The organism is Acetobacter farinalis, assembly GCF_011516935.1.
Lineage (GTDB): Bacteria > Pseudomonadota > Alphaproteobacteria > Acetobacterales > Acetobacteraceae > Acetobacter > Acetobacter farinalis.
In genome coordinates this window covers 1-20,518 of sequence record NZ_WOTF01000022.1, presented here as the reverse complement: position 1 = coordinate 20,518, position 20,518 = coordinate 1, and the positions used below count along the sequence as shown (strand labels likewise).

Annotated in this window: 21 protein-coding genes and 1 tRNA gene; 10 read left to right on the top strand and 12 right to left on the bottom strand. The window is 58.7% G+C overall.

The genetic code is table 11. The features are described 5' to 3' along the window. The first annotated feature begins 18 nt into the window (after positions 1-18). Positions 19-771, top strand: coding sequence for a tetratricopeptide repeat protein (locus tag GOB82_RS11660; RefSeq protein WP_166123296.1), 753 nt, complete (start codon positions 19-21; stop codon positions 769-771). A gap of 31 nt (positions 772-802) precedes the next feature. Here GOB82_RS11660 and GOB82_RS11655 read toward each other — a convergent pair whose 3' ends face one another. After that, positions 803-1,489: a Fe2+-dependent dioxygenase gene (locus GOB82_RS11655; RefSeq protein ID WP_166123270.1), complete on the bottom strand. Its 687-nt coding sequence runs from the start codon at positions 1,487-1,489 to the stop codon at positions 803-805. 286 nt (positions 1,490-1,775) lie between these two features. Between GOB82_RS11655 and bfr the strand changes: the two genes are divergently transcribed. Further along, positions 1,776-2,261, top strand: coding sequence for a bacterioferritin (gene bfr, locus GOB82_RS11650; protein WP_194300478.1), 486 nt, complete (start codon positions 1,776-1,778; stop codon positions 2,259-2,261). A 57-nt stretch (positions 2,262-2,318) separates the two neighbouring features. Here bfr and GOB82_RS11645 read toward each other — a convergent pair whose 3' ends face one another. Beyond that, positions 2,319-2,675 carry an ArsC family reductase gene (locus GOB82_RS11645; RefSeq protein ID WP_166123292.1) on the bottom strand — a complete coding sequence of 119 codons (357 nt, stop codon included), beginning with the start codon at positions 2,673-2,675 and terminating at the stop codon, positions 2,319-2,321. Positions 2,676-2,984: 309 nt separating this feature from the next. Here GOB82_RS11645 and GOB82_RS11640 point away from each other — a divergent pair, with 309 nt between their 5' ends. Further along, positions 2,985-4,601 carry a carbohydrate porin gene (locus GOB82_RS11640; RefSeq protein WP_242007381.1) on the top strand — a complete coding sequence of 539 codons (1,617 nt, stop codon included), beginning with the start codon at positions 2,985-2,987 and terminating at the stop codon, positions 4,599-4,601. 330 nt (positions 4,602-4,931) lie between these two features. Continuing rightward, a complete protein-coding gene (locus GOB82_RS11635; protein ID WP_166123268.1) occupies positions 4,932-7,022 on the top strand; it encodes an FUSC family protein in 2,091 nt (696 codons plus the stop codon). Between the two features lie 28 nt (positions 7,023-7,050). Here the strand turns inward: GOB82_RS11635 and GOB82_RS11630 are convergent, their stop codons facing one another. Both GOB82_RS11630 and GOB82_RS11625 read right to left on the bottom strand, forming a co-directional pair. Continuing rightward, positions 7,051-7,248: a hypothetical protein gene (locus GOB82_RS11630; RefSeq protein ID WP_166123266.1), complete on the bottom strand. Its 198-nt coding sequence runs from the start codon at positions 7,246-7,248 to the stop codon at positions 7,051-7,053. A 461-nt stretch (positions 7,249-7,709) separates the two neighbouring features. Further along, the gene (locus GOB82_RS11625; protein WP_166123264.1) at positions 7,710-8,297 is read right to left on the bottom strand and encodes a DNA-3-methyladenine glycosylase I; all 588 of its coding nucleotides are present in this window, start codon (positions 8,295-8,297) and stop codon (positions 7,710-7,712) included. Positions 8,298-8,507: 210 nt separating this feature from the next. Here GOB82_RS11625 and GOB82_RS11620 point away from each other — a divergent pair, with 210 nt between their 5' ends. Genes GOB82_RS11620 through petA form a run of 3 tightly spaced genes read left to right on the top strand, consistent with a single transcriptional unit; the run spans position 8,508 to position 11,202 of the window. Continuing rightward, the gene (locus tag GOB82_RS11620) at positions 8,508-9,749 is read left to right on the top strand and encodes a cytochrome b (RefSeq protein ID WP_166123262.1); all 1,242 of its coding nucleotides are present in this window, start codon (positions 8,508-8,510) and stop codon (positions 9,747-9,749) included. Then, on the top strand, positions 9,749-10,555 hold the full coding sequence (locus GOB82_RS11615; RefSeq protein ID WP_166123260.1) for a cytochrome c1: 807 nt from the start codon (positions 9,749-9,751) through the stop codon (positions 10,553-10,555). The genes GOB82_RS11620 and GOB82_RS11615 overlap by 1 nt, the downstream gene beginning before the upstream one ends. Beyond that, positions 10,555-11,202 (top strand): ubiquinol-cytochrome c reductase iron-sulfur subunit, encoded by a 648-nt coding sequence (petA, locus tag GOB82_RS11610; RefSeq protein WP_166123258.1) that lies wholly within the window; start codon positions 10,555-10,557, stop codon positions 11,200-11,202. Before GOB82_RS11615 ends, petA begins: the two co-directional genes overlap by 1 nt. Before the next feature lie 43 nt (positions 11,203-11,245). Here the strand turns inward: petA and GOB82_RS11605 are convergent, their stop codons facing one another. Further along, entirely contained in the window at positions 11,246-13,618 is a 2,373-nt protein-coding gene (locus GOB82_RS11605; RefSeq protein ID WP_166123256.1) for a heavy metal translocating P-type ATPase, read from the bottom strand. Between the two features lie 205 nt (positions 13,619-13,823). Here GOB82_RS11605 and GOB82_RS11600 point away from each other — a divergent pair, with 205 nt between their 5' ends. Continuing rightward, positions 13,824-14,168 carry a metal-sensitive transcriptional regulator gene (locus GOB82_RS11600; RefSeq protein WP_166123254.1) on the top strand — a complete coding sequence of 115 codons (345 nt, stop codon included), beginning with the start codon at positions 13,824-13,826 and terminating at the stop codon, positions 14,166-14,168. Positions 14,169-14,185: 17 nt separating this feature from the next. Here the strand turns inward: GOB82_RS11600 and GOB82_RS11595 are convergent, their stop codons facing one another. From GOB82_RS11595 to GOB82_RS11575, 5 genes are all read right to left on the bottom strand, one after another. Next, on the bottom strand, positions 14,186-14,521 hold the full coding sequence (locus GOB82_RS11595) for a hypothetical protein (protein ID WP_166123252.1): 336 nt from the start codon (positions 14,519-14,521) through the stop codon (positions 14,186-14,188). A gap of 31 nt (positions 14,522-14,552) precedes the next feature. Then, entirely contained in the window at positions 14,553-15,317 is a 765-nt protein-coding gene (locus tag GOB82_RS11590) for a copper resistance protein B (protein ID WP_242007383.1), read from the bottom strand. Between the two features lie 47 nt (positions 15,318-15,364). Continuing rightward, the gene (locus tag GOB82_RS11585) at positions 15,365-17,176 is read right to left on the bottom strand and encodes a copper resistance system multicopper oxidase (protein ID WP_166123286.1); all 1,812 of its coding nucleotides are present in this window, start codon (positions 17,174-17,176) and stop codon (positions 15,365-15,367) included. Positions 17,177-17,409: 233 nt separating this feature from the next. After that, entirely contained in the window at positions 17,410-17,808 is a 399-nt protein-coding gene (locus tag GOB82_RS11580) for a hypothetical protein (RefSeq protein ID WP_166123250.1), read from the bottom strand. 282 nt (positions 17,809-18,090) lie between these two features. Next, positions 18,091-18,576 (bottom strand): RcnB family protein, encoded by a 486-nt coding sequence (locus GOB82_RS11575; RefSeq protein ID WP_166123249.1) that lies wholly within the window; start codon positions 18,574-18,576, stop codon positions 18,091-18,093. Positions 18,577-18,743: 167 nt separating this feature from the next. Here GOB82_RS11575 and GOB82_RS11570 point away from each other — a divergent pair, with 167 nt between their 5' ends. Together GOB82_RS11570 and GOB82_RS11565 are read left to right on the top strand one after the other, a co-directional pair. Continuing rightward, positions 18,744-18,920: a hypothetical protein gene (locus GOB82_RS11570; protein WP_166123247.1), complete on the top strand. Its 177-nt coding sequence runs from the start codon at positions 18,744-18,746 to the stop codon at positions 18,918-18,920. Positions 18,921-19,070: 150 nt separating this feature from the next. Then, the gene (locus GOB82_RS11565; RefSeq protein WP_166123246.1) at positions 19,071-19,772 is read left to right on the top strand and encodes an MgtC/SapB family protein; all 702 of its coding nucleotides are present in this window, start codon (positions 19,071-19,073) and stop codon (positions 19,770-19,772) included. Positions 19,773-19,802: 30 nt separating this feature from the next. Here the strand turns inward: GOB82_RS11565 and GOB82_RS11560 are convergent, their stop codons facing one another. Both GOB82_RS11560 and GOB82_RS11555 read right to left on the bottom strand, forming a co-directional pair. Then, complete coding sequence (locus tag GOB82_RS11560; RefSeq protein ID WP_166123245.1) at positions 19,803-20,150, bottom strand: gamma-glutamylcyclotransferase family protein; 348 nt, start codon at positions 20,148-20,150, stop codon at positions 19,803-19,805. Between the two features lie 259 nt (positions 20,151-20,409). After that, positions 20,410-20,486, bottom strand: a tRNA-Met gene (locus GOB82_RS11555). Positions 20,487-20,518 lie beyond the last annotated feature (32 nt).

Sequence of the window (20,518 nt, the reverse complement as noted above, 5' to 3'; positions counted from 1 at the left end):
TCACGCTGGTGGCAACAGATGTTTGCCCGGCAGAACAAAAAGCGGAAACCCGACACCGCCCCTCTTCCAGAGCAGATAGACGCCATCCGCCAGCGGGCAGCACGCGGGCATCATCTTGATCAGGTTTTATGGGGCAAGGTGCTGCTCAAGAGTGTCTACATGCCATCGGACCCGGCTCAGGCGCTTGTCTGGTTCACCATGGCGGCCAATGCCGGATATGGCCCTGCGCATAACATGGTAGGGCGCTGCCACCATTTTGGCTGGGGCTGTGACAAGGATCTGCTGCTTGCGGCCCATCATTATGAAACCGCTGCCAGACTGGGGGATGAATGGGGCCGCTACAATCTGGGCATTCTGACCATGCGCGGGATCGGGGTTCCCAAAAATCTCAAAAAAGCACTCGGGCTTTTCACAGCCGCCGCCCATAACGGGCATGCAAAATCCATGAACCTTCTGGCACGCTTTCTGGAAGAAGGATGGGAAACGCCTCAGGACAAGGCCGCCGCTCTGGCATGGTATCGCAAATCAGCCGAAGGAGGCGATTATCGCGGGCGCCATAACTACGCCACGGCTCTGGTCGATGCCGGGCGGGTGGAGGAAGCCCTTCACTGGTGGCGTCTGGCCCTGCCTGATGCGACATCAGACATCCTGCTGGCCATGCAGAAATCTTTGGAAAAACTGGGCGCTGCGGCAGACCCTTCTCTGTATGCCGCCCTGCTGGAAAAGCTGAAAACCCTGCCCACGCAGGCGGATGAGACCGAACACATCTGAGAAGGATAGTTCTTTTCTTTAAAAGGTGTTTTTACATCTCGCACCACTGCCGCATCAGATTATGGTAGCAGTTCACCAGCTTCAGCACTGCCGGATCATCATCCGGAAGGCGGGTTCGCAGGTCGATAATGGCGCGGTCCAGCTCAAATAGCAGCCTCCGCTGGCTGTCTTCTCGAATCATGGATTGCGTCCAGAAAAACGAGGCCCACCGGCTGCCGCGTGTAACCGGAGCCACGCTGTGCAGAACCGTTGTATCGTAAACAATCATGTCTCCGGCGGGAAGTTTTATCTCCCGTACGCCGCTCTCATCATAAATGCACAGTTCCCCTCCGTCATACTCTTCCGGGTCGGACAGAAACAGTGTGGACGAAACATCCGTACGGATCCGCATCCCTCCTGTGCCGGGAATGGGCCGGACTGCATTATCAACATGCGCCCCGAAGCTCATCCCGGCATCATACCGGTTGAACAGGGGCGGCACGACCCGGCGCGGCACAACAGCACTGTTGAACAAGGGGTTCCGCCCCAACGCACGCAGAACAAGATCCGCAAGCTCACGATGCTGTGGATGATCAAGCGGAAGTTGCAGATTATGCTTGGCTTTGGCGGACTGTTGCCCGGCTGTCACCTTTCCATCACGCCAGTCTGCCGCGTGCAGCACGGTGCGGCAGTGGGCCAGTTCCTCCGGGGTCAGCACTTCGGGAATGTGGAGCAGCATCAGACACAGGTCCTGCACAGATTAAAGCGGCCTTTCCCTCTTAATGCCTATGAGAATTATTCGCAAATCATGACACTTCACCTGCTCTTTGCTTTACTTTCGCCTCACATCTCCGCGACTTGAACAAACACCAAAAAGCGGAAGTATATGAAAATAAATACATCTCATTGATAGTAAGACTTAACAACACTAGCTCATTGATATAGAACTATTTTTTATTTACATCCTGTGCAAGACTGCGTTACACGCGACTTGTCATTTTCCAACTCCAGCCAAGGTGGACATCATGGTTAAAGATGCAAAAGTTATTGAACACCTGAACATCCAGCTCACAAACGAGCTGACAGCCATCAACCAGTATTTCCTGCATGCCCGCACCCTCCGCCACTGGGGTGTGACCCTGCTGGGTAAGAAGGAATATGACGAATCCATTGAGGAAATGCGTCATGCCGACTGGCTGATCGAGCGCATCCTGTTCCTGGGCGGACTGCCAAACGTGCAGCGCCTGAACCCCATCCTGATTGGTCAGGACGTGAAGGAAATTCTGGAGTGCGACCTGAAGCTGGAAGAAAAGGCCATTGGGGACCTGCGCGAAGGGATTGCCTATTGCGAAAGTGTGCGGGATTACGTCTCCCGTGACCTGCTGCTGAAAATCCTGACAAATGAAGAAGAGCACGAAGACTTCCTCGATCGTCAGTTCGACCTTATCAAACAGGTCGGTATTGAACGCTACATCCTCCTGAACTCCGCTGCGGCACCTGATCAGGAATAAGGGTTCGCGCCCTGCTGCATCTGGTTAAACCCTGAAGCAGCAGGGCCTGTTTTCCTGTCAGGCCGCGAATATCCGGGCGTAAACCTCGGGCTTGAACCCCACCACACTCTGCTTCCCGACTTCAAGAACCGGCCGTTTGATCATGGAAGGCTGGGCCAGCATCAGAGCGATGGCTTTTGTGGCGTCCAGACCGGTTTTCTGGTCTTCCGGCAGCTTCCGGAAGGTTGTTCCCGCACGGTTGAGCACTGTTTCCCACCCGGCGGCTTCCACCCAGCGTTTCAGGTGCTCAGGGTCCACCCCCTGACTTTTATAATCATGAAACTGATACGCCACCCCATGCTCATCCAGCCAGTTCCGGGCTTTCCGCATGGTGTCACAACTTTTAATGCCATAAATCACAACCGGGTCTGTCATTCTGGTTACGCCTTTCTTCTCTTCAGCAGGGCTTGTGTTCATAGCATATCCTGTGAAGCCACGGCCTTCCCGCTGCCAAACCGCGTGACGATCCGCCCGGATGCGCAAAGGCCGGTTACACACCCCTGACAGCCGCAGCCCGCCTGCCCCCCGCCAACCAGCACACGGAATAAAACCCTTCTGGCTGACTGCACGGCAGACCTCACCATATCGGCTTTGACCATCAGCGGGAGCCCGGTAAAAGGGGGGCAGCATGTACCGGCAGGCAGGACGACCACACACCGTGTCCCGACAGGAAAACAGAATATTATGCGGTCCGGCTTGCTGACCTCTCTTTTTCTACAGCCCGGGCGGCACCTGAGGTGCTTTTTCCTGAAAGCCGGAATAACCTGCTGCCTGCTGCTCTCCCTGCCCCCGCAGGGCGCGCGGGCACAAACCCCGATGGATGATCAGGTCGAAAAAGATCAGCAAAGTCTGGGGAATTCCGCACCGTTCATGCGCCAGTCGGCCCTGGGGATCAATACGAACGCGCTGCATCTCCCCCGCGCGCACACCCCTGAAGACGCACTGGACACCAGCGATACCCTTCTGGGCACCATGGGCGGCCTGCGCACATGGCTCTACAAATACGGCATCACGCTTGATATGGAAGATGTTGAGGAGCTCTGGGGAAACACCTCCGGCGGCGCCCCCAGCATTGCCGATGCCCGGAGCGGAAGAGGCCAGGGAACCGGCCCGTCCTATCTTGCCGTAACCGCGCCAACCCTCTCTGTGGATCTTGAAAAATTCATTGGTCTGAAAGGTGGTCTTTTCAATATCAGCGCGCTTCAGACGCGTGGCCGCTCCATCACGCAGGATCATCTGGCAAACTATAACCCGGCCAGCAGCTATGAGGCAGACCGCTCCACGCGCCTTTTTGAAATCTGGTACCGGCAGCTTCTGTTTAACGGAAAGCTCGGCTTTAGGATCGGGCAGCAGAATCTGGAATCCGAATTCATGCTGACCAGCTATGGCGGCCTGTTTCTGAACTCCAATTTCGGTTGGCCCATGGCTCCCTCCGTCAATCTCTATAGCGGGGGGCCTTCATGGCCTCTGGCTTCTCCCGCCCTGCGTGTCCGCTACCATGTAACCCACGCCTTCACCCTTCTTGCCGGGGTGGCGGATGATAACCCGCCAGGAAACCGCTATAACGCCTTCAGTATCCAGAATGGTGGCAATGCGGCGGATCAGACCAATCAGGTCACGCATGATGGCAGTGGCACGCGCTTTAACACCGGCACCGGAGCCCTGATGATCGGGGAGCTGCACTACACGTTGAACCGCCAGCCGGAAGACCTCTCAAACGCCACGAAAGACCCTGGCCTGCCCTGCATGTACAAGCTCGGCGGATTTTACGATACGGGAAAATTCCCTGATTATCGCTACAACACGCATGACCAGCTCATGGGGAAAAATGGCGGCTTCCCCCGCTGGGATCGCGGGAACTGGATGGTCTATGCCGTGATTGACCAGATGGTCTGGCGTCCTTCCTTCAAAGATGACAGGTCTCTTGGCATTTTTGCCCGCGCGACCGGGAATGGGGGAGACCGCAACATGGTCAGCTTTGCGGCCGATACGGGCTTCAACCTGAAAGCCCCCCTCTCCGGCCGCTCGAATGACAGTTTTGGCATCGGGTGGGGCATTGGCCGCTCCAGCTCCGGCTGGCGGCAGTATAACCGCAACGCCGGCATGCTTGTGCCGGGGAATGAAAACCATCTGGAAATCACGTATCAGATGGAAATCAAACCCTGGCTGGTGATTCAGCCGGACTTTCAGGAGATCTGGAACCCCATGGGGGGCAAGGCCGACCCGCGATACCCGTTGTCCACACACAGGCGTATCGGGAATGAGACGATATTCGGCCTGCATACAAGCATAACGCTCTGATCCGCCCCTACCCTGTTGAACAGAACGGCGGAATGTGGGATGAGCCTGTTATAACGTAGACAGTCAAAGGATACACGCCCGGACATTTCTGGCTTTGCACGCCCCATCCTGGCGATATTTCCCCACACATCCGTCCGTTTTCCCGCCTTCAGCCTTTTGCGCAATCTCCGGTGTGAACGGGCTGCCCCCAACCTGCGTGTTGTCATTCCGCGGGTGATCAACTCCCGCTTTGTCCTGCTTTTTTGCTTGCGGGGGAGCCTCCCTCATCAGGCATGATGGCAGGCCGCCTCCGCCCCGTTTTTCCTTCCCTCCGTGTTGCTTCAACTGTTCATGAAAAAAAATCTCCCCCTCTCGTTTCCCCGCAAGCAGACTTTCCTGCGCGTGGCCTCCCGCAGCATCGTGCCTTCTGCCGTGGCGCACTGGCTGGGGGTGCGGGCCATTGCCATTGCGCCGGAACAGGTTGCGGTGCGGGAGGGGCTGCGCGCCGGGGTGGCGGTGGGAACAGTCATGCTGCTGGCGCTGTACCTGCGTATGCCGCTTATGGCCTGGTCCGCCTTTGCCGCGTTCTGGACATGCCTTGTGGACCCCGGCGGTCTGCTGCGCCCCCGGCTGGACGCGATGCTCAAGTTTGCAGCATTGGGCACCGTCCTCAGCGGCGCCATCTCGGCTGCGGCGGGGGCCGGGCCTCTGGCGGCATTCACGGGGTTGGGGGTGGCCATGTTCGGCTGCGCTCTGGGGCGACTGCGCGGGCCCATTGCAACGCAGATTGGCGTTCTGGCGGCTATCGTTGCGGTCGTTGCCGTCTGTTATCCGTTCCCCCCGCAAACAGCCCTGCGCGTGTCAGGCCTTTTTGCCGTGGGGTCGATCTGGGCCACGCTGATCTGTGTTCTGGCATGGCCGGTGGACCCGTACATGCCCCTCCGGCTGGCGTGCTCAGCCCTGCTGCGGGAAGAAGAGCGCATGACCCGCCGCCTGCTGGACTTCATGACACCCGGTGGCCCCTCTGTGGAGCAGGCCCGCGCATCCGTCGGGGCATTCCGGCGGGAAATCCGCAGCCGGATTGAACGCACACGCGGGCGGATAGATGTGCTTTCGGCTGATGCCATCAGCAGCCGCACGCGGGCCACCCTGCTTCCGGCTGTGGAAGCCTGTGACCGGATTTTTATTGCCCTGATTGCGTTTGAACACGCTGTTCTTTCTGGCGAGACATCACGCGCCGCGCGCCGCACCGTGCGGGTCGTAACCACCATGCTGCACCGCATGGCCCATGAGGCACAGCGCCCGGAACCCCGGCCGGACCGGCTCTACCGGCACCAGCGCCTTCTGGCGCGCCTTGCCGAACAGGATACGGATCTGTTTGGCAAAGGGGCGCATGTCTGCGCGCAGGCTGTGCAGGATCTGATACAGGCATGGCAGACCCTTGCGTCTGGCTCTCAGCAGGCCACCCGCCAGACGGAACCGGGCGCGCTGCCCCGCCCCACAGCACCGCGCCTGCCCGCCTTCCGGCATGCGGCGCGGCTGTGTGTTTCGGTATTGGTGGCCTATGCCATTTCTCTCACGCTGCACCTGCCCTACGCCTACTGGGCGATGATGGCGGTTGTGGTTGTCACGCAGCCGCGTGTCACCACCACGCTGCCCCGCACCATTGAGCGTGTGATTGGCAGCATTGCCGGGGGGCTGCTTGCGGCGGTGATGGGCGTGCTCCTGCCTGTCTGGAGCATTGTGTTGCTTATTTTCCCGCTTGCCGCGGCAACCATTGCACTGCGGAGTGTGAATTACGCCCTGTGCGTCATGTTCATGACGCAGCTTTTTGTGTTGGTGACAGATCTGGTGAACCCCGGTCTGGGGTGGGATGTCGCTCTGGCCCGCGCCATCAACAATATTATCGGTAGCCTGGTCGGGCTGGCGGGGTGCCTTCTGCTCTGGCCGGAACGGCGGGACACACCTCTGGCCGCACAAGTGGCCGAAGCCTTTCGCGCCAATATCCGGTATGCGGCCCTCGCCACCGGCTCTGCCCCTCTGACATGGCCGCAGATTGAAGCCGCGCGCCGCAAGGCTGGCACCACCAGCACCCGTGCGGAAATCCAGTGCCAGACAGCCCGCCTTGAAGGCCTGCGCCGATCGGACCAGATTGGCAAAGCGCGTGATATTCTCTTTCTGTTGCGGAACCTTGCGGGGGCCGCCAGTGTCTGGTGGATGGAAAAAACCCCTGACCAGACACCCGCTCTACAACAGCGGGCCGCGCTGTACAGCCGTCTGGCTGAACGCTTTGCCCCTGCGGACGAAGCCTGTCCCGCACCCGGCACCCCGGCGCAGCCGGACCCGACACTGGATGAGATTCTCCTGCTTGTGCAGAAACTGGACCTTGCTGACCCGGAAGATCCGCCTGTTCAGGCCATCAGCCGGGGGCATTCCTCGTGAGAATGCCCCCTCTGAAAAGCGCTTTCGGTTACGCCGCCGCGTGATTCTGGCGGAACGCCTGAGCGACCTGGCGCGCCAGCATGGTCAGGTCGGGCTTCACAGCGTTATGAAGCGCCCGCACACTGTCATGCGCCGCATAAAAACGCTGGCCGCTGCCGCCACTCAACTGAATAGCTGTTCCCAGAAAAATACCGTCTATTTCAATGATTTTTGAATCACGTATCATGACTGACCTCGAACGCAAAACCCCCTGAGGGGTGTCTCCGCCGGCAGTCTCACTCCCGGCAGTTTATACGATGCGCCTGCTCTGCACACCACGACCTGTACACTGCTGCATTCGCATACAACATCGCAGGTTTGTGCTGACTCGCAGCATCATTGCACTGCTCCCTGTCTCTGTGTTCCGTCCACACCGCTGCACGGTAAGTCCGACCCCTATGCGCAAACGGGAGATTCGTCAATAAACTATCGCTCTGTTCTGTGGTTAAAATCACAAAGAATTTATTTACACTAAATTTTTTCGTTTATATTTTCTCTTTTGTTTTTATATGGTTGCGAAAGATTCGTCAGAGGAAAAACCCAACTGCGCTATCATCCCCCGCAGAGTTTCGTGACAGAATTTTTCCTGATTTTTTCATACGACTCGAAATTAAACCCTTCTCTATCGTATTATATACCCGGCATGCCTCAGCCGCAGGCATCATAGCGGAAACAGGCTGGGTCATGGTCCATCACCATCCCCACCGCCTGCATCCATGCGTAGACAATCACCGGGCCAACAAACTTGAAGCCCCGCTGCTTGAGCGCCTTGGACAATGCCTGAGAGGCCGGAGACTGCGCCAGCACCTGCCCGGTGGTATTCCGCACCGGCGCGTCAGGCACCATCCCCCAGCAAAACGCGGAAAACTCCTCTCCCTGCGCCTGCATGGCCAGATAGGCGCGGGCATTGCCAATGGTCGCCTGAATTTTGGCACGCGCGCGGATAATGCCGGGGTCAGCCATCAGCCGTTCAACATCCGTCTCATCAAACCGTGCGACCTTTTCCGGGTCAAACCCGGCAAAGGCCTGGCGAAACCCTTCACGCCGGCGCAGCACCGTCAGCCAGGACAGTCCTGCCTGAAACCCCTCCAGCATCAGCATTTCCCACAGCATCCGGCTCTCATGCACCGGCACGCCCCACTCTTCATCATGGTATGTTTGCAAAAGCGGGTTTGTCTCTGCCCAGCGGCAGCGAGACACAACAGGAGCAACGGGGGAGGAGGATTTCTGTGTCATGCCTGCACCCTACCATGCGCAGCCACGCCTTGGCACGCACCGACACATGCCCTTATGCTCGGCGCACGCCACACCCGCCCGCCAGACCTCCGCACAATGATACAATTTCGGAACGATCCATCTTTGTGCGGAACACTATCCATGCCACACTGGGGCCATGCCACATTGGGGCAGGCTAACAGACTTTAAAGTGACTTTTGGATTGCGTGCATGAAACATCCTGAGACACAGGATCACACCTCCGCGCCCGCGGCCTTTTCCGGCGGCTTTGCGGGCTGGATGGAGCAGCGGCTCCCCATCTTTTCCGCATTCCGGAAGGAGTATGTGGATTTCCCGATGCCCCGCAACCTGAACTGGCTGTGGAATTTCGGGGCCATTCTGGTGGTTGTCCTGCTGCTCATGCTGGCAACCGGCACCTTTCTGGCCATGAACTACACCCCGACCAGCGCGGAGGCCTTCTTCTCTACGGAGGCCATTGACCGGCAGCTTTCCGGCGGCTGGCTGCTGCGCGGCATGCATGTGACAGGAGCCAGCCTGTTTCTGGCGGCTCTCTACATTCACCTGTTCCGGGGGCTGTATTACGGGTCTTACAAGGCGCCACGAGAGCTGCTCTGGCTCAGCGGCCTTGTGCTGCTGGTGATGGTGATGGGCACGGCCTTCGCGGGGTATGTTCTGCCGTGGGGCCAGATGTCCTACTGGGGCGCGGATGTGATGACCAAAGCCGTGGGAGCTATTCCTGTGGTGGGTAGCGCACTCGAGCATGTGCTGACCGGCGGGGACCATCTGGGCGATGTCTTCCTGCACCGGGTTTTTGTGCTGCACTTTATCATGGCGTTTCTGGTTGTGGGGGTTGTCGGGCTGCATGTGGCGTGTGTTCACATCACCAAATCCGGCAATCCGCTGGGCCGGGAACCCAAAGGCCCGCAGGACACGCTTCCGTTCCACCCGTATTATACCAGCAAGGATCTCATCGGGCTGATTGTTTTTGCCATGGTGTTCAGCGCGCTGCTGTTTTTCTGGCCGGGCCTGCTGACAGAGCCGGCCAATTACGCCCCGGCTGACCCCCTGCACACTCCGGCGGATATTGAACCGGAATGGTATTTCCTGCCGTTCTATGGGCTGCTTCAGTCCGTGCCGTCCAAATTCGGCGGGTTGCTGGCCGCAGCGAGCGCCATCCTTGTACTGTTTGCCCTGCCCTGGCTGGATCAGTCCCCCGTGCGCTCGGCCCGCTTCCGGCCCGCATGCCGCCTTGGGCTGGCGGGGCTGGTCATGGCCTTCATCCTGCTGGCAGCCGTTGGCAAACATCACGCCACTGGAGAATGGATGCTCATCGGGCGTCTGGCGGGCCTGTATTATTTCGGATTTTTCCTCGTGCTGCTGCCTCTTGTCTCCCGCCGGGAAAAGGCACAGCTTCAGGCCGCATCCCCCACAACCAGTGAAGGAGACGCCTGATGGTCCGGCTTTCTTTCACCCCGGCTCTGGCGCTCCTGCTCAGCCTGCCGCTGACAGTGCGGGCCGCCCCTCCGGCAACAGAGCCCGAGAAGGCCGCACCGCCGCACCAGACATGGAGTTTTGACGGCCCCTTGGGTCAGTTTGACCAGAAAAGCCTGCAACGCGGCTTTACGGTATACAGTCAGGTTTGTTCCGCCTGCCACGGCATGCGGAGCGTGACGTATAATGACCTCTCCGGGATCGGGCTGTCCCGTCAGGCCCTGACCGATCTCGCCCATGCCAAACAGGTTCCCGGCCCGCCCGACAGCATGGGGCAGCCCACCATGCGGCCCGGCCTGCCGGACGACCATCTGCGCTCCCCTTTTCCGAATGAGGCGGCGGCCGCCGCCATGATGGGCGGTGTCGCCCCGCCAGACCAGTCCCGGCTGGCGGCCATTCACCCCCATGGTGCAGACTGGCTCTATGCGTTCCTGACCGGCTACCACATGCCTCCGCCACCCGGAGCCCCCGTTGTTCCCGGCAAATTCTATAATGACTGGGCGGACGGGCATCTGGTAGGCATGCCCCCACCCCTGATGAACGGAGCGGTTCAGTTCGCGGATGGCACACCCGCCACGGTTGCGCAGCAGGCGCGGGATGTCACCACGTTTCTGGTCTGGGCGTCTGACCCGCACCGCACAACCCGGCACCGGGTGGGGCTGTATGTGTTTGCCTATCTGAGCGGCCTGCTTGTGCTGGCCATTGCCTGGAAAAGAAAAATCTGGAACCGCGCCAAAACCCGGACCACACAGGACGCAGACGACTGATGACACACCCCACGGACCCAACCACCGCCCCCGGGCAGGACGAGAGCACCGTTCCCGGCCGCCGTGATTTTCTTGGCATGGTCACCACAGCAGGCACCGTGACGGGCCTTGCCGCCTGCGCCATTCCGTTTGTTGAAAGCCTGAAACCGCAGGACAGCGCCGCCGCGCACCAGCCGGTGGAAGTTGACCTCTCCAAACTGGCCCCCGGCCAGCAGATGACCACTGTCTGGCAGGGCAAACCTGTTTTTATCCTCCGCCGCACACCAGAAGAACTGGCCCGGCTCCAGAACGCCGCCTTGAACGAAACCCTGCGGGATGCACAGTCCGAAGCCCTCCAGCAGCCGCCTTATGCGCGCAACTGGCATCGCTCCGTGGTGCCGGAATATGGTGTGTATGTCGGGATCTGCACGCATCTGGGCTGTGTGCCCGCCTACATGCCGCCCACCCCGGCACCGGACCAGACCGGCTTTTATGCCTGCCCGTGCCATGGCTCCCATTTTGATCTGGCGGGGCGCGTGCTCAAAGGGGCACCGGCCCCCTATAATCTGCCCGTGCCCCCATATGTCATGCCCACCCCCACCACGCTGCGGCTGGGAGAAAACCCCAAAGGTGAAACCTTCGATTTCTCAACCATTGAGCAGATCTGACAGCCCACCCCACAGTGGGCGGATGTCCTGCCTTTCTCCGTGTCTACCCGTGCGTGCGCGGCCGCCAGCGGTTGAGTAACAGCGAGTTACTGACAACCGAGACAGAACTCATGGCCATGGCCGCCCCGGCTACAATCGGGTTCAGAAGACCGCAGGCGGCCAGCGGCAGCCCCAGAATATTATAGAAGAAGGCAAAGAATAGATTCTGCCGGATCTTGGACAGTGTCGCATGGGAGAGGGAAATGGCATCCAGCACGCTGGTCAGCTCACTCTTCATCAGCACCACATCCGCCGTATCCAGCGCGATGGCAGACCCGGCTCCAATAGCAAACCCCACATCCGCGGCGGCCAGAGCCGGAGCATCATTGATGCCATCCCCCACCATGCCCACAAGACCACCCGCCGCCCGGTATGTTTCAACGGCCTTTGCCTTGTCCTGCGGCAGGACGCCCGCCAGATACGCATCCACACCCACCTGTGCCGCCACCACAGAGGCCGCACGCTGGTTGTCTCCTGTCAGCATCACAACGGTTATCCCGGCCTGTTGCAGGGCCTTTACCGTGGCAACTGCATCCGGGCGCAGCCGGTCAGACAGCGCGATATAGCCCAGAAACTGCGCCTCCAGCGCCACACCGATAACGGTTTTCCCTTCGTGCTCAAGCTGGCTGACCACGGCCTCATCCAGCGCCAGACCGGCATCCGCCAGAAAGCGGGGTGAGCCAAGGCGCGCCAGCTTCCCCCCGACCTGCGCCGTCACACCCAGCCCCGGAACAGCCTGAAACCCGCTGGCAGGCTGCGCCTGAATGCCCTGTGCCGCGGCATACGCCACAATGGCGCGGGCCAATGGATGTTCAGACTCCGCCTCCAACCCATACGCCACGGCAAGCAGATGCGCGGCATCGGTGCCGGGAGCGGGCCGCACATCACTGACTGTCAGCCTGCCTTCCGTGAGGGTGCCGGTCTTATCAACAACAAGAGTTTTCAGTTTTTCCGCCTGCTCCAGCGCATTGGCATTCCGGAACAGGATGCCAAAACGCGCCCCCAGACCGGTGCCCACCATGATGGCGGTAGGCGTGGCAAGGCCCAGAGAGCAGGGGCATGCGATAACCAGCACGGACACGGCAGAAACCAGACTCCATGAAAGATCCCGCGTGATCAGCCAGCCTGCCAGAAATGTCACAAGGGCAAGAAGGAGAACGCACGGCACGAAGAAAGCGGAAACCTTGTCTGCCAGACGTTGAACATTGGCTTTTGAACCCTGCGCCTGCTCTACCATGCGCACGATATGTGCAAGCGCTGTATCCGCCCCCACACCCGTTGCTTTCACGCGCAGGGCGCCATTCATGTTCATGGTGCCACCAAAGACGGAGTCTTTCGCCTGCCGGAGCACGGGCACACTTTCCCCTGTCAGCATGGCTTCGTTCACATCAGACGTGCCATCCAGCACAAGGCCATCCACCGGCACGCATTCACCGGGGCGCACCACGAAGACATCCCCCACGCGCACATCCGCCACCGGACGATCCAGTATGGCTGTGCCGCTTTCCACATGGGCTATCTGCGGCTGAAGCTGAAGGAGGCGCTCAATCCCGGCGCTGGCCCTGTTCTTCGCGCGGGTTTCCAGCAACTTGCCAAGAGAAATCAGCGTGATGATGGAAACACTGGCTTCAAAATAAACCGGCTGATGCAGGTGAAACAGCACCACCACAGCACTGAAGACAAAGGCTATGCCCGTGCCCAGCACCACGAGCACATCCATATTGGCGGCCCCGCCCCGCACGGCATTCCAGGCGCGCTGATACAGATACCCGGCACAGAAAAACTGCACCGGCGTTGCCAGCAGGAGTTGCAGCCAGCCCGGCATCATGGGCAGCAGGCCAGACATCATGCCGACCATCTGCACGAAGAACGGCAGGGACAGCAGTGCTGTCAGAACAAAGCGCCTGCGCTCCGCACGCCAGACCGCCTCACGCTGCGCATCGGGATTATCCCTTGCGCCATCATCCAGCCTTTTTGCACCGAAACCGGCTTTTTCAATAGCCTCAATGAATGTTTCCGGTTCCACCACGCCCAGCACATAGACAATATGCGCCCGCTCCGTCGCAAAATTCACGTTCGCCCGTGTCATGGGGTATCGATTGAGCACTTTCTCAATCCGGGCAGCGCAGGAGGCACATGTCATGCCGGAGAGGGCGAGATCGACGCTTCTCTCATCCACCGTGAACCCTGCTTTGCGAACAGCCGCCACCACCGGCGCGATTGAAGCCGCAGGATTTTCCATCTCAACCTGCACCCGCTCCGATGCAAGATTGACCGTAGCCTGCACGCCCTCCTGACGGTTGAGGATTTTTTCAATCCGCGCCGCACAGGCTGCGCATGTCATGCCGCCAACGGGAAAACTGACAGTGTGTGACACGGGCCTTGCTCCTTGAGGATATCCTGTAAATTTATACCCCATCCCGGTATAATCAAGGCGACCCTTCCTGATTTTTCAGCCTCGCCCGCGCCGTGCGGGGAGCAGCATTGTGCTTTTCATTCACAAACGGTGTAATAAACCGACCGCAGTGAGACCTCTGCGTCACATCTGCCAGACGTGACGCACACAGGAAGAAGGGAACACCATGGCACGGGACCCCAAGGCCGAACGCGCGCCAGACCACTGTACCGCATGTGAGCATGAGGACAGCGCAGACAAACGCGTGCAGCAGCCCCGCAAGAAAAGCCTGACCAACCGGCTGCGCCGCATTGAAGGCCAGATTGGCGGTGTGCTGAACATGGTGGAACAGGACCGCTACTGTGTGGATATCCTCACGCAGATTTCCGCTGTGAAATCCGCTCTGGATGGCGTTGCCACCGAAATTCTCTCAGCGCATGTCAACGGCTGCGTCCGCACGGCAGTGCAGACGGATGGGGGAGAAGACGCCATTGAAGAACTTCTGGGCGTTGTGCGCAGAATGATCCGCTAGGTCGCCCCCCTCCTCACTTACCGCTCAAGCGTGGCATCCGGCGCTGTCTGGGCCGGGGCGCTCATCCCGCCAGCCATTGTGTCACAGGCCGCCTTCTGCTGCTGCATGAGCGCATTCAGCGCCTTGCCCTGCTTTTTCAGCGTTTCAATCCTGCTACAGACCGCCATCTGCTGCTCCATGCTCATGCTCTCCATGCGCTGGGGCTGCATGATTTGAGCTTTCGTGCTCTGGCCCATTGCTTTTTCAGGCATTGTCATGCCCGCCATCTCATGGCCTGCGCCCTGCGGCGCTGGTTCGGCCCGGGCAACGCTGGCGCACAGAAGCGCCAGAAACACAAAAAGAGAAAACCGCATTTTATAAACTCCCTGTTTGAAAAATTCCTTGTCAGAACCAGCTTCTGATCCCCAGCGTGAAACGCAGTGTGCCTGTCTCTCCCCCCTGATCCCGCACAATCCGGTGGGCCTGCGTGAGAAAGCCGGAATAGGTCACGGCGACATACGGCGCGAATTTCCGCCACAGCTCATACCGCAGGCGCAAACCGGCATCGACATCGGACAGGCCCGCGCCAACCTGCCGCGCGGCATCGGAGCGGGTATAGAGATTGAACTCGGCCTGCGGCTGGAGAATAAGCCGGTTGGTCAGCAGAAAATCGTACGAGCCTTCAAGTTTGGCTGCAAACCGCCCGCGATCACTGACATACGCCGTGGCCTGCACTTCAAACTCATACAGAGCCAGCCCCTGCACACCCAGCGCACCCCATGTGCGAGTCGGGCCATCATCAAGATCAACGCGCACGCCGCCCTGAAGATTGAAATAGGGAGAGATGGCGCGGCTATAGAGCAGTTCATGGTCCCCATCATGCAGGCGGCCACGCTCCTGTGTCCCTTCCGTTTTCAGCCAGAGCTTGTTGTAGTCAGACCCGTACCAGGCTTCCCCATCCCAGCGGAAATCCGTGCCGCCCGGCGCGTAACGGCCTTCAAGTTCATTCATGATTCCATGAAAATAACGCTCCTGATCCATAACCGGATTGATACCGCCCAGAGAGACAAAGGGAGTGGAAGACGGCGCATCCGCCGCGTGATAGCGCGGGCTGGATGGCGGGGGCTCCGCGCCAGATACCGCACCGCCGTCCGCCAGCGCTGCAGACATGGTCAGCATCTGCACCGCCAGACACATTCCCGGAAAAGCAAAGCGCTTCATTCCACAATCACCGTGCGAAACATGCCCAGCTCCATATGAAGCATCAGATGGCAATGATACGCCCATGTGCCGGGCACGTCCGCTGTCACCAGATAGCTCATGCGGGAACCGGGTTGAGAAATCAGCGTGTGTTTGTAAGGCCGATACGCACCCTGCCCGTTTTCCAGCTCACTCCACAGGCCATGCAGGTGGATGGGATGCTCCATCATGGTGTCATTAATCAGCGTAAACCGGACACGCTCCCCCTTTTTAAGCCGGATGGGGCCGGATTCTGAAAATTTCCGTCCGTTAAACCCCCAGATATAGCGCTCCATATTGCCTGTCAGATGCAGGATAATCTCACGTGAGGGGGGGCGCGGGTCTGCACCGGGTCTGGTCGCGCGTAACTGCCTGTAGTTCAACACCCGGCGGCCCGTCTGCTCCAGCCCGTCACCGGGGCTCCCCAGCCGGTCAACCGGCATCATGGCCACATTCTGGTTTTCCACATTGATGGGCGGAGGCCCGGGATCATCCACCTCAAGGGGCGGCGGTGCGGAGTGTTGATGGTGCATGGCCATACCCGGCATGGGCATGTCCGCCATATCGCCTGCCGCCATCCCGCCGCCGGACATGTTCTTTGCGGGCATGGCCATCTCTTTCATGCTTTCACCGGGCTTCATGTTGCCCATGCCCATATCAACCATGGTCCGCACAGGGCGCGGGTCCATGGGGGGCACCGGGCCGACCATGCTGGCACGCGGGGCCAGTGTGCCGCGGGCAAAGCCTGTCCTGTCCTCACTCTGGGCGAAAATAGTGTAGGCGCGGTCTTCCTTCGGCTGCACGATCACATCATAGGTTTCCGCAACACCGATGCGGAATTCATCAACCGGCACCGGCTCTATATCGTTCCCGTCAGCCTGCACCACCAACATTTCCAGACCGGGAATGCGGATATCAAAAAACGTCATGGATGACCCATTGATAAACCGCAGACGCACCCGCTCACCGGGGCAAAACAGGCCATTCCAGTTCCCGTCCGGCGCATGGCCATTCAGAAGATAAGTGTAGATAATTCCTGTAACATCCGAAATATCCGTGGCCGCCATCCGCATGCGGGACCATGCCAGCCTGTCCTTCAGGGCGGCAGCGGCACTTCCGGCCTCCCGCGCCTCGCGCAGGAAAGACGCAGCCGTGCGCTGCCGAAAAACGTAATAATCATCCTGCATCTTCAGATTACTGATCATGTCCATGGGGGACACATCCGTCCATTCTGAAAGCAGAATCACGTAATCCCGCTCGCAGGCGTTCGGGTCCGGGTGGATGGGGTCAATCACCACGGCCCCATAAAGCCCCTGTGCTTCCTGCATGCCGGAATGGCTATGGTACCAATACGTCCCGCTCTGATGCAGCCGGAAACGATAGGTAAAGGTTTCACCGGGTTTGATACCCGTAAAACTCAGGCCCGGCACACCATCCATTCCGGATGGCAGGCGGATACCATGCCAGTGGATGGACGTATCCTCATGCGCGAGCGTGTTGGTCACGTTCACCGCCACCGTCTCCCCCTGCCGCCAGCGCAGCACGGGGCCGGGCACCGTACCCTCGACACAAGGGGCATGCAGGGCCTTGTGGTCTATTTCAATATGGGTACGGCCAACACTCAGGTTCCACAGGGCCGATGGCTCGGCCGGGATCAGGCCAGCCGCCTGCGCCCCTACACCTGCGGACTGTGCTGAACGCGGGAGAGCCGCCATCAGGCCGCCTGCTCCCACGCCTGTTACAAACCGGCGTCGTGTCAGACCATCCCGCAAACGGGACGAAGAAAACATCATGAAAAATCCGGAACTCGAACGGTCACTCCCCGCTTTCTCTAAGAGAAAGCGGAACGGACGGCGCGTGTGAGCGCCCCGAAACCGACTGAAACGTCAGGACTAAAAGCCACGCGTGTAATTTCTGTGCCTGAAATGGCCGCCCTGAAGACCCGATACGGGTATGTCAGAACAAAAACCATTCTCTTGAGCCACAAAAAACACCACGCCACCAGACACCCCTGACGGATGTTTCAGACAGCTTCCTGTCTGTTCAGAAGTCTGGGTGGGCGGAGAGGGGGAAGCCAATCCGTGCCGGAAAAATCGGCCTGGGCCTCCACGCTGAAGACTTGCCTGCGGGCACCGGGTCGATACACGGGATGCGGCCCTGCTTCCGGCGGAGGAATATCCGTTGCCGCGACATGCACGTGGCAACATTTGTCCCCATGCGGCACATTCCGGGAATGAGATGCCTGCCCCATACACCGGGCGTCCATGCTTTCTGTGCAGGGCATTGTTCTGTCCTGCATCATGGCATGATGGGCCTGTACTTCTCTTTGCGCCTGCGCCGGGGAAACACCTGCCAGAAGCCCCACCTGCATCAGCAGGCAGGCCAGCAGACCAATCCATATCCGGGCCTGTGTCCTGATCATTCAGGGCTCCCCATGCTCAGGTGCTGGAACGCAAACACCCATTTTATATACCCATGGGGGGCATAAATGAAAGGGTTTTCTCCGTGCTGCATCCGTCTGTTCCAGATGCAAGCCACGCTGCCCTATGGCCAAATATCCCGCCCGGGTAACGCCTGAGATGCCACGCTCCCCTGAGCCGTTCTAAAGGCTGGCGCTGGCTGTTCAGGGGAGATGCTTTTTCGTTACAGCTTGTTTTCCAGGCGACAAAACTTGAGGCACCGCCTGAAAAACACTGCTCAGTTCTCAATAGGGAGGCTGAGCATACCCTGGCGCCATGGGATAAGCTGGCACCATCGGCACAGCAGGGACCGCCGGAACAGCAGGAACAGCAGGAACAGCGCCGAGAGCAGCCCCCACAACTCCAGCGATGAGGCCGCTTGCCACAGCCATCAGGAGATACTGGCCGCCAGACTGCACCCAGTAATAGCCGGACGGTGGTGCCCACAGACCGTGGTAACGCCGCCAGTCATTAATCACCCATCGCGGATCCCGGGGGCCGGAATAATAGTCACCCTTGCGCCAGTGTTTCATCGGACCATAGCCGGGGCCCCACCCACCGTGATGACCGTGGTCATCATGATCACCATGATCACCATGGTGACCGTGATCGCCGTGGTCTCCATGATCACCACGCGCCCATGGCGGATCCGCATAAGCGGTGGCACTGGTCATGATCAGGGTCATGACCAAGGCTGCAGACAGCAATGTGCCTGAAAATCGTCTTGTCATGATCGCTCCTTGTTTTACGGACACTGAAGGAAACACGGTCCTCAAAGCTTTTCTGTGGCGATAAAACCGAATCGACCATAAACCACGTGCCAAGCACCGTCCTGAAAATTCGCCTGCCTTCACGGCGGAATGAAAATGCACACCCCTCTCGTGATCTCTCGTGGCATATGCTGACCTGTGAAGAAATCACAGAAAAGGTTGGCGTTCGTATCAACGCAGGCACAGCCATCATGAGCGAACGGGTGATGCTCGGTCCGATGTTCTCCAAACGCAAAAAGGCGGCCGGAATGCGCGAACCCGAGTTTCGTCCGCTCTTACAGGGACCGGCATGGGACGGAGATTGACAGCCCTGCTGCGCAAGCGGACTTCCCCCTCACTCCCAGGCCTTGCATCACGCTGGACGCCGTGTAAGGCAGCAAAGCATGATGCCGCTTCGCGTCTTCAGAAAGACGGTGATGGCACGTGAAATGTTCGTTCATCAGGCAGCATAGTCAATGCATTTTATTACGACATTCAACCTGACTTCCTTCGCCGACAGTACGGCAAGTCTTCTCGGGGCCTTTGTCCTTGGCGCGCTGATTGGCGCGGAACGACAATACCGCCAACGAACAGCCGGTATTCGTACGAATGCTCTTGTCGCGCTTGGCGCCGCTGCTTTCGTCGATCTGGCTCAGCGTCTCGCCGGTGGAGTCGAATCCCTGAAGGTTATTGCTTATGTTGTTTCCGGTGTCGGCTTTATTGGTGCCGGAACCATTATCAAGGACGGTGCATCAGTGCGCGGTATGAATACTGCAGCAACGCTGTGGTGCTCCGCAGCTGTAGGAGCCTGCACGGGAGCGGATATGCTCGCTGAGGGCGCTCTGCTTACATTTTTCGTAATTGCGGGGAACACGGTCTTACGATTAGTCGTGCCGCTGATTAACTGTTCCCCGTTTTCATCGTCCACTGAAGAAGACAGTATACAGCTCTACATCGAAACCACGCGCGCTGAGTGCCCCCGGATCGCTGCCATGCTTGGCCTCTTGGTGCAAGATGCCGGTTACACCGCGAATCGGATGCGCTTCACGAATGAGGGCAAGGAGCAATGCATCATTCAAATCAGTTTACTGTCGAGCGAAAATACTGAGGAGATGCACGTATTGATCGGTAATCTCATGACTGACCCGGCGGTTATTTCGTGCCGTTCAATAGCGTAAAAGCCGATCGTGGCCGATCAGTTTTTCAAATCAGGCCCTCACATAAACCCACGCATTTCGTCCCGACCGAAGCGTAACAATAATCCTCTTATAATCGGAAACCTCATATCGATCCGCATCTGCCAATTCGGCCTCTGTAATCAGAAATACTTTTCCTTTTACCTCATCTTCATCATTTCCGCTCGCTTCAACCACAGGATGAAACCGACTTCCACTCGTGCGAATAACATCCGGATCCGTGATTTCAAGCATTGATATACGATATCCAGACATACTGTCATCCTGACCCTCCAATAAACGGCCGAACGAAGAAAGCTGAACTTCATCTTTCTGCAAGGTTCCGTAAGAAAACAGAAATATCGCTCGCTCATCTTTCATGGATTTATATCTCCCTGATATTGAAGAATTCATTCGAATCTCATTGAAGAGATTTATTCAAATCTCTCATCCGCAAAGGCGGAATAAACACTCTCCATAAATCTTCCTCCACTGACCGCCTGTCTTGATAACCGTGCGGGCAGCGTTATCCATCTTGGATCGCGGCGTTTCTTGATCAGCTTTTGTCTTGTTACCACTGCAGCAACGCAAAAAGCCGCGTGTGCGGCTTTTGGGGTGTTGTTTTAATTTATGCTGGAATTGGTTGCGGGGACAGGATTTGAACCTGTGACCTTCAGGTTATGAGCCTGACGAGCTACCGGGCTGCTCCACCCCGCGGTTGTGAGGATTTGGGTAGACTGGAAGACCTG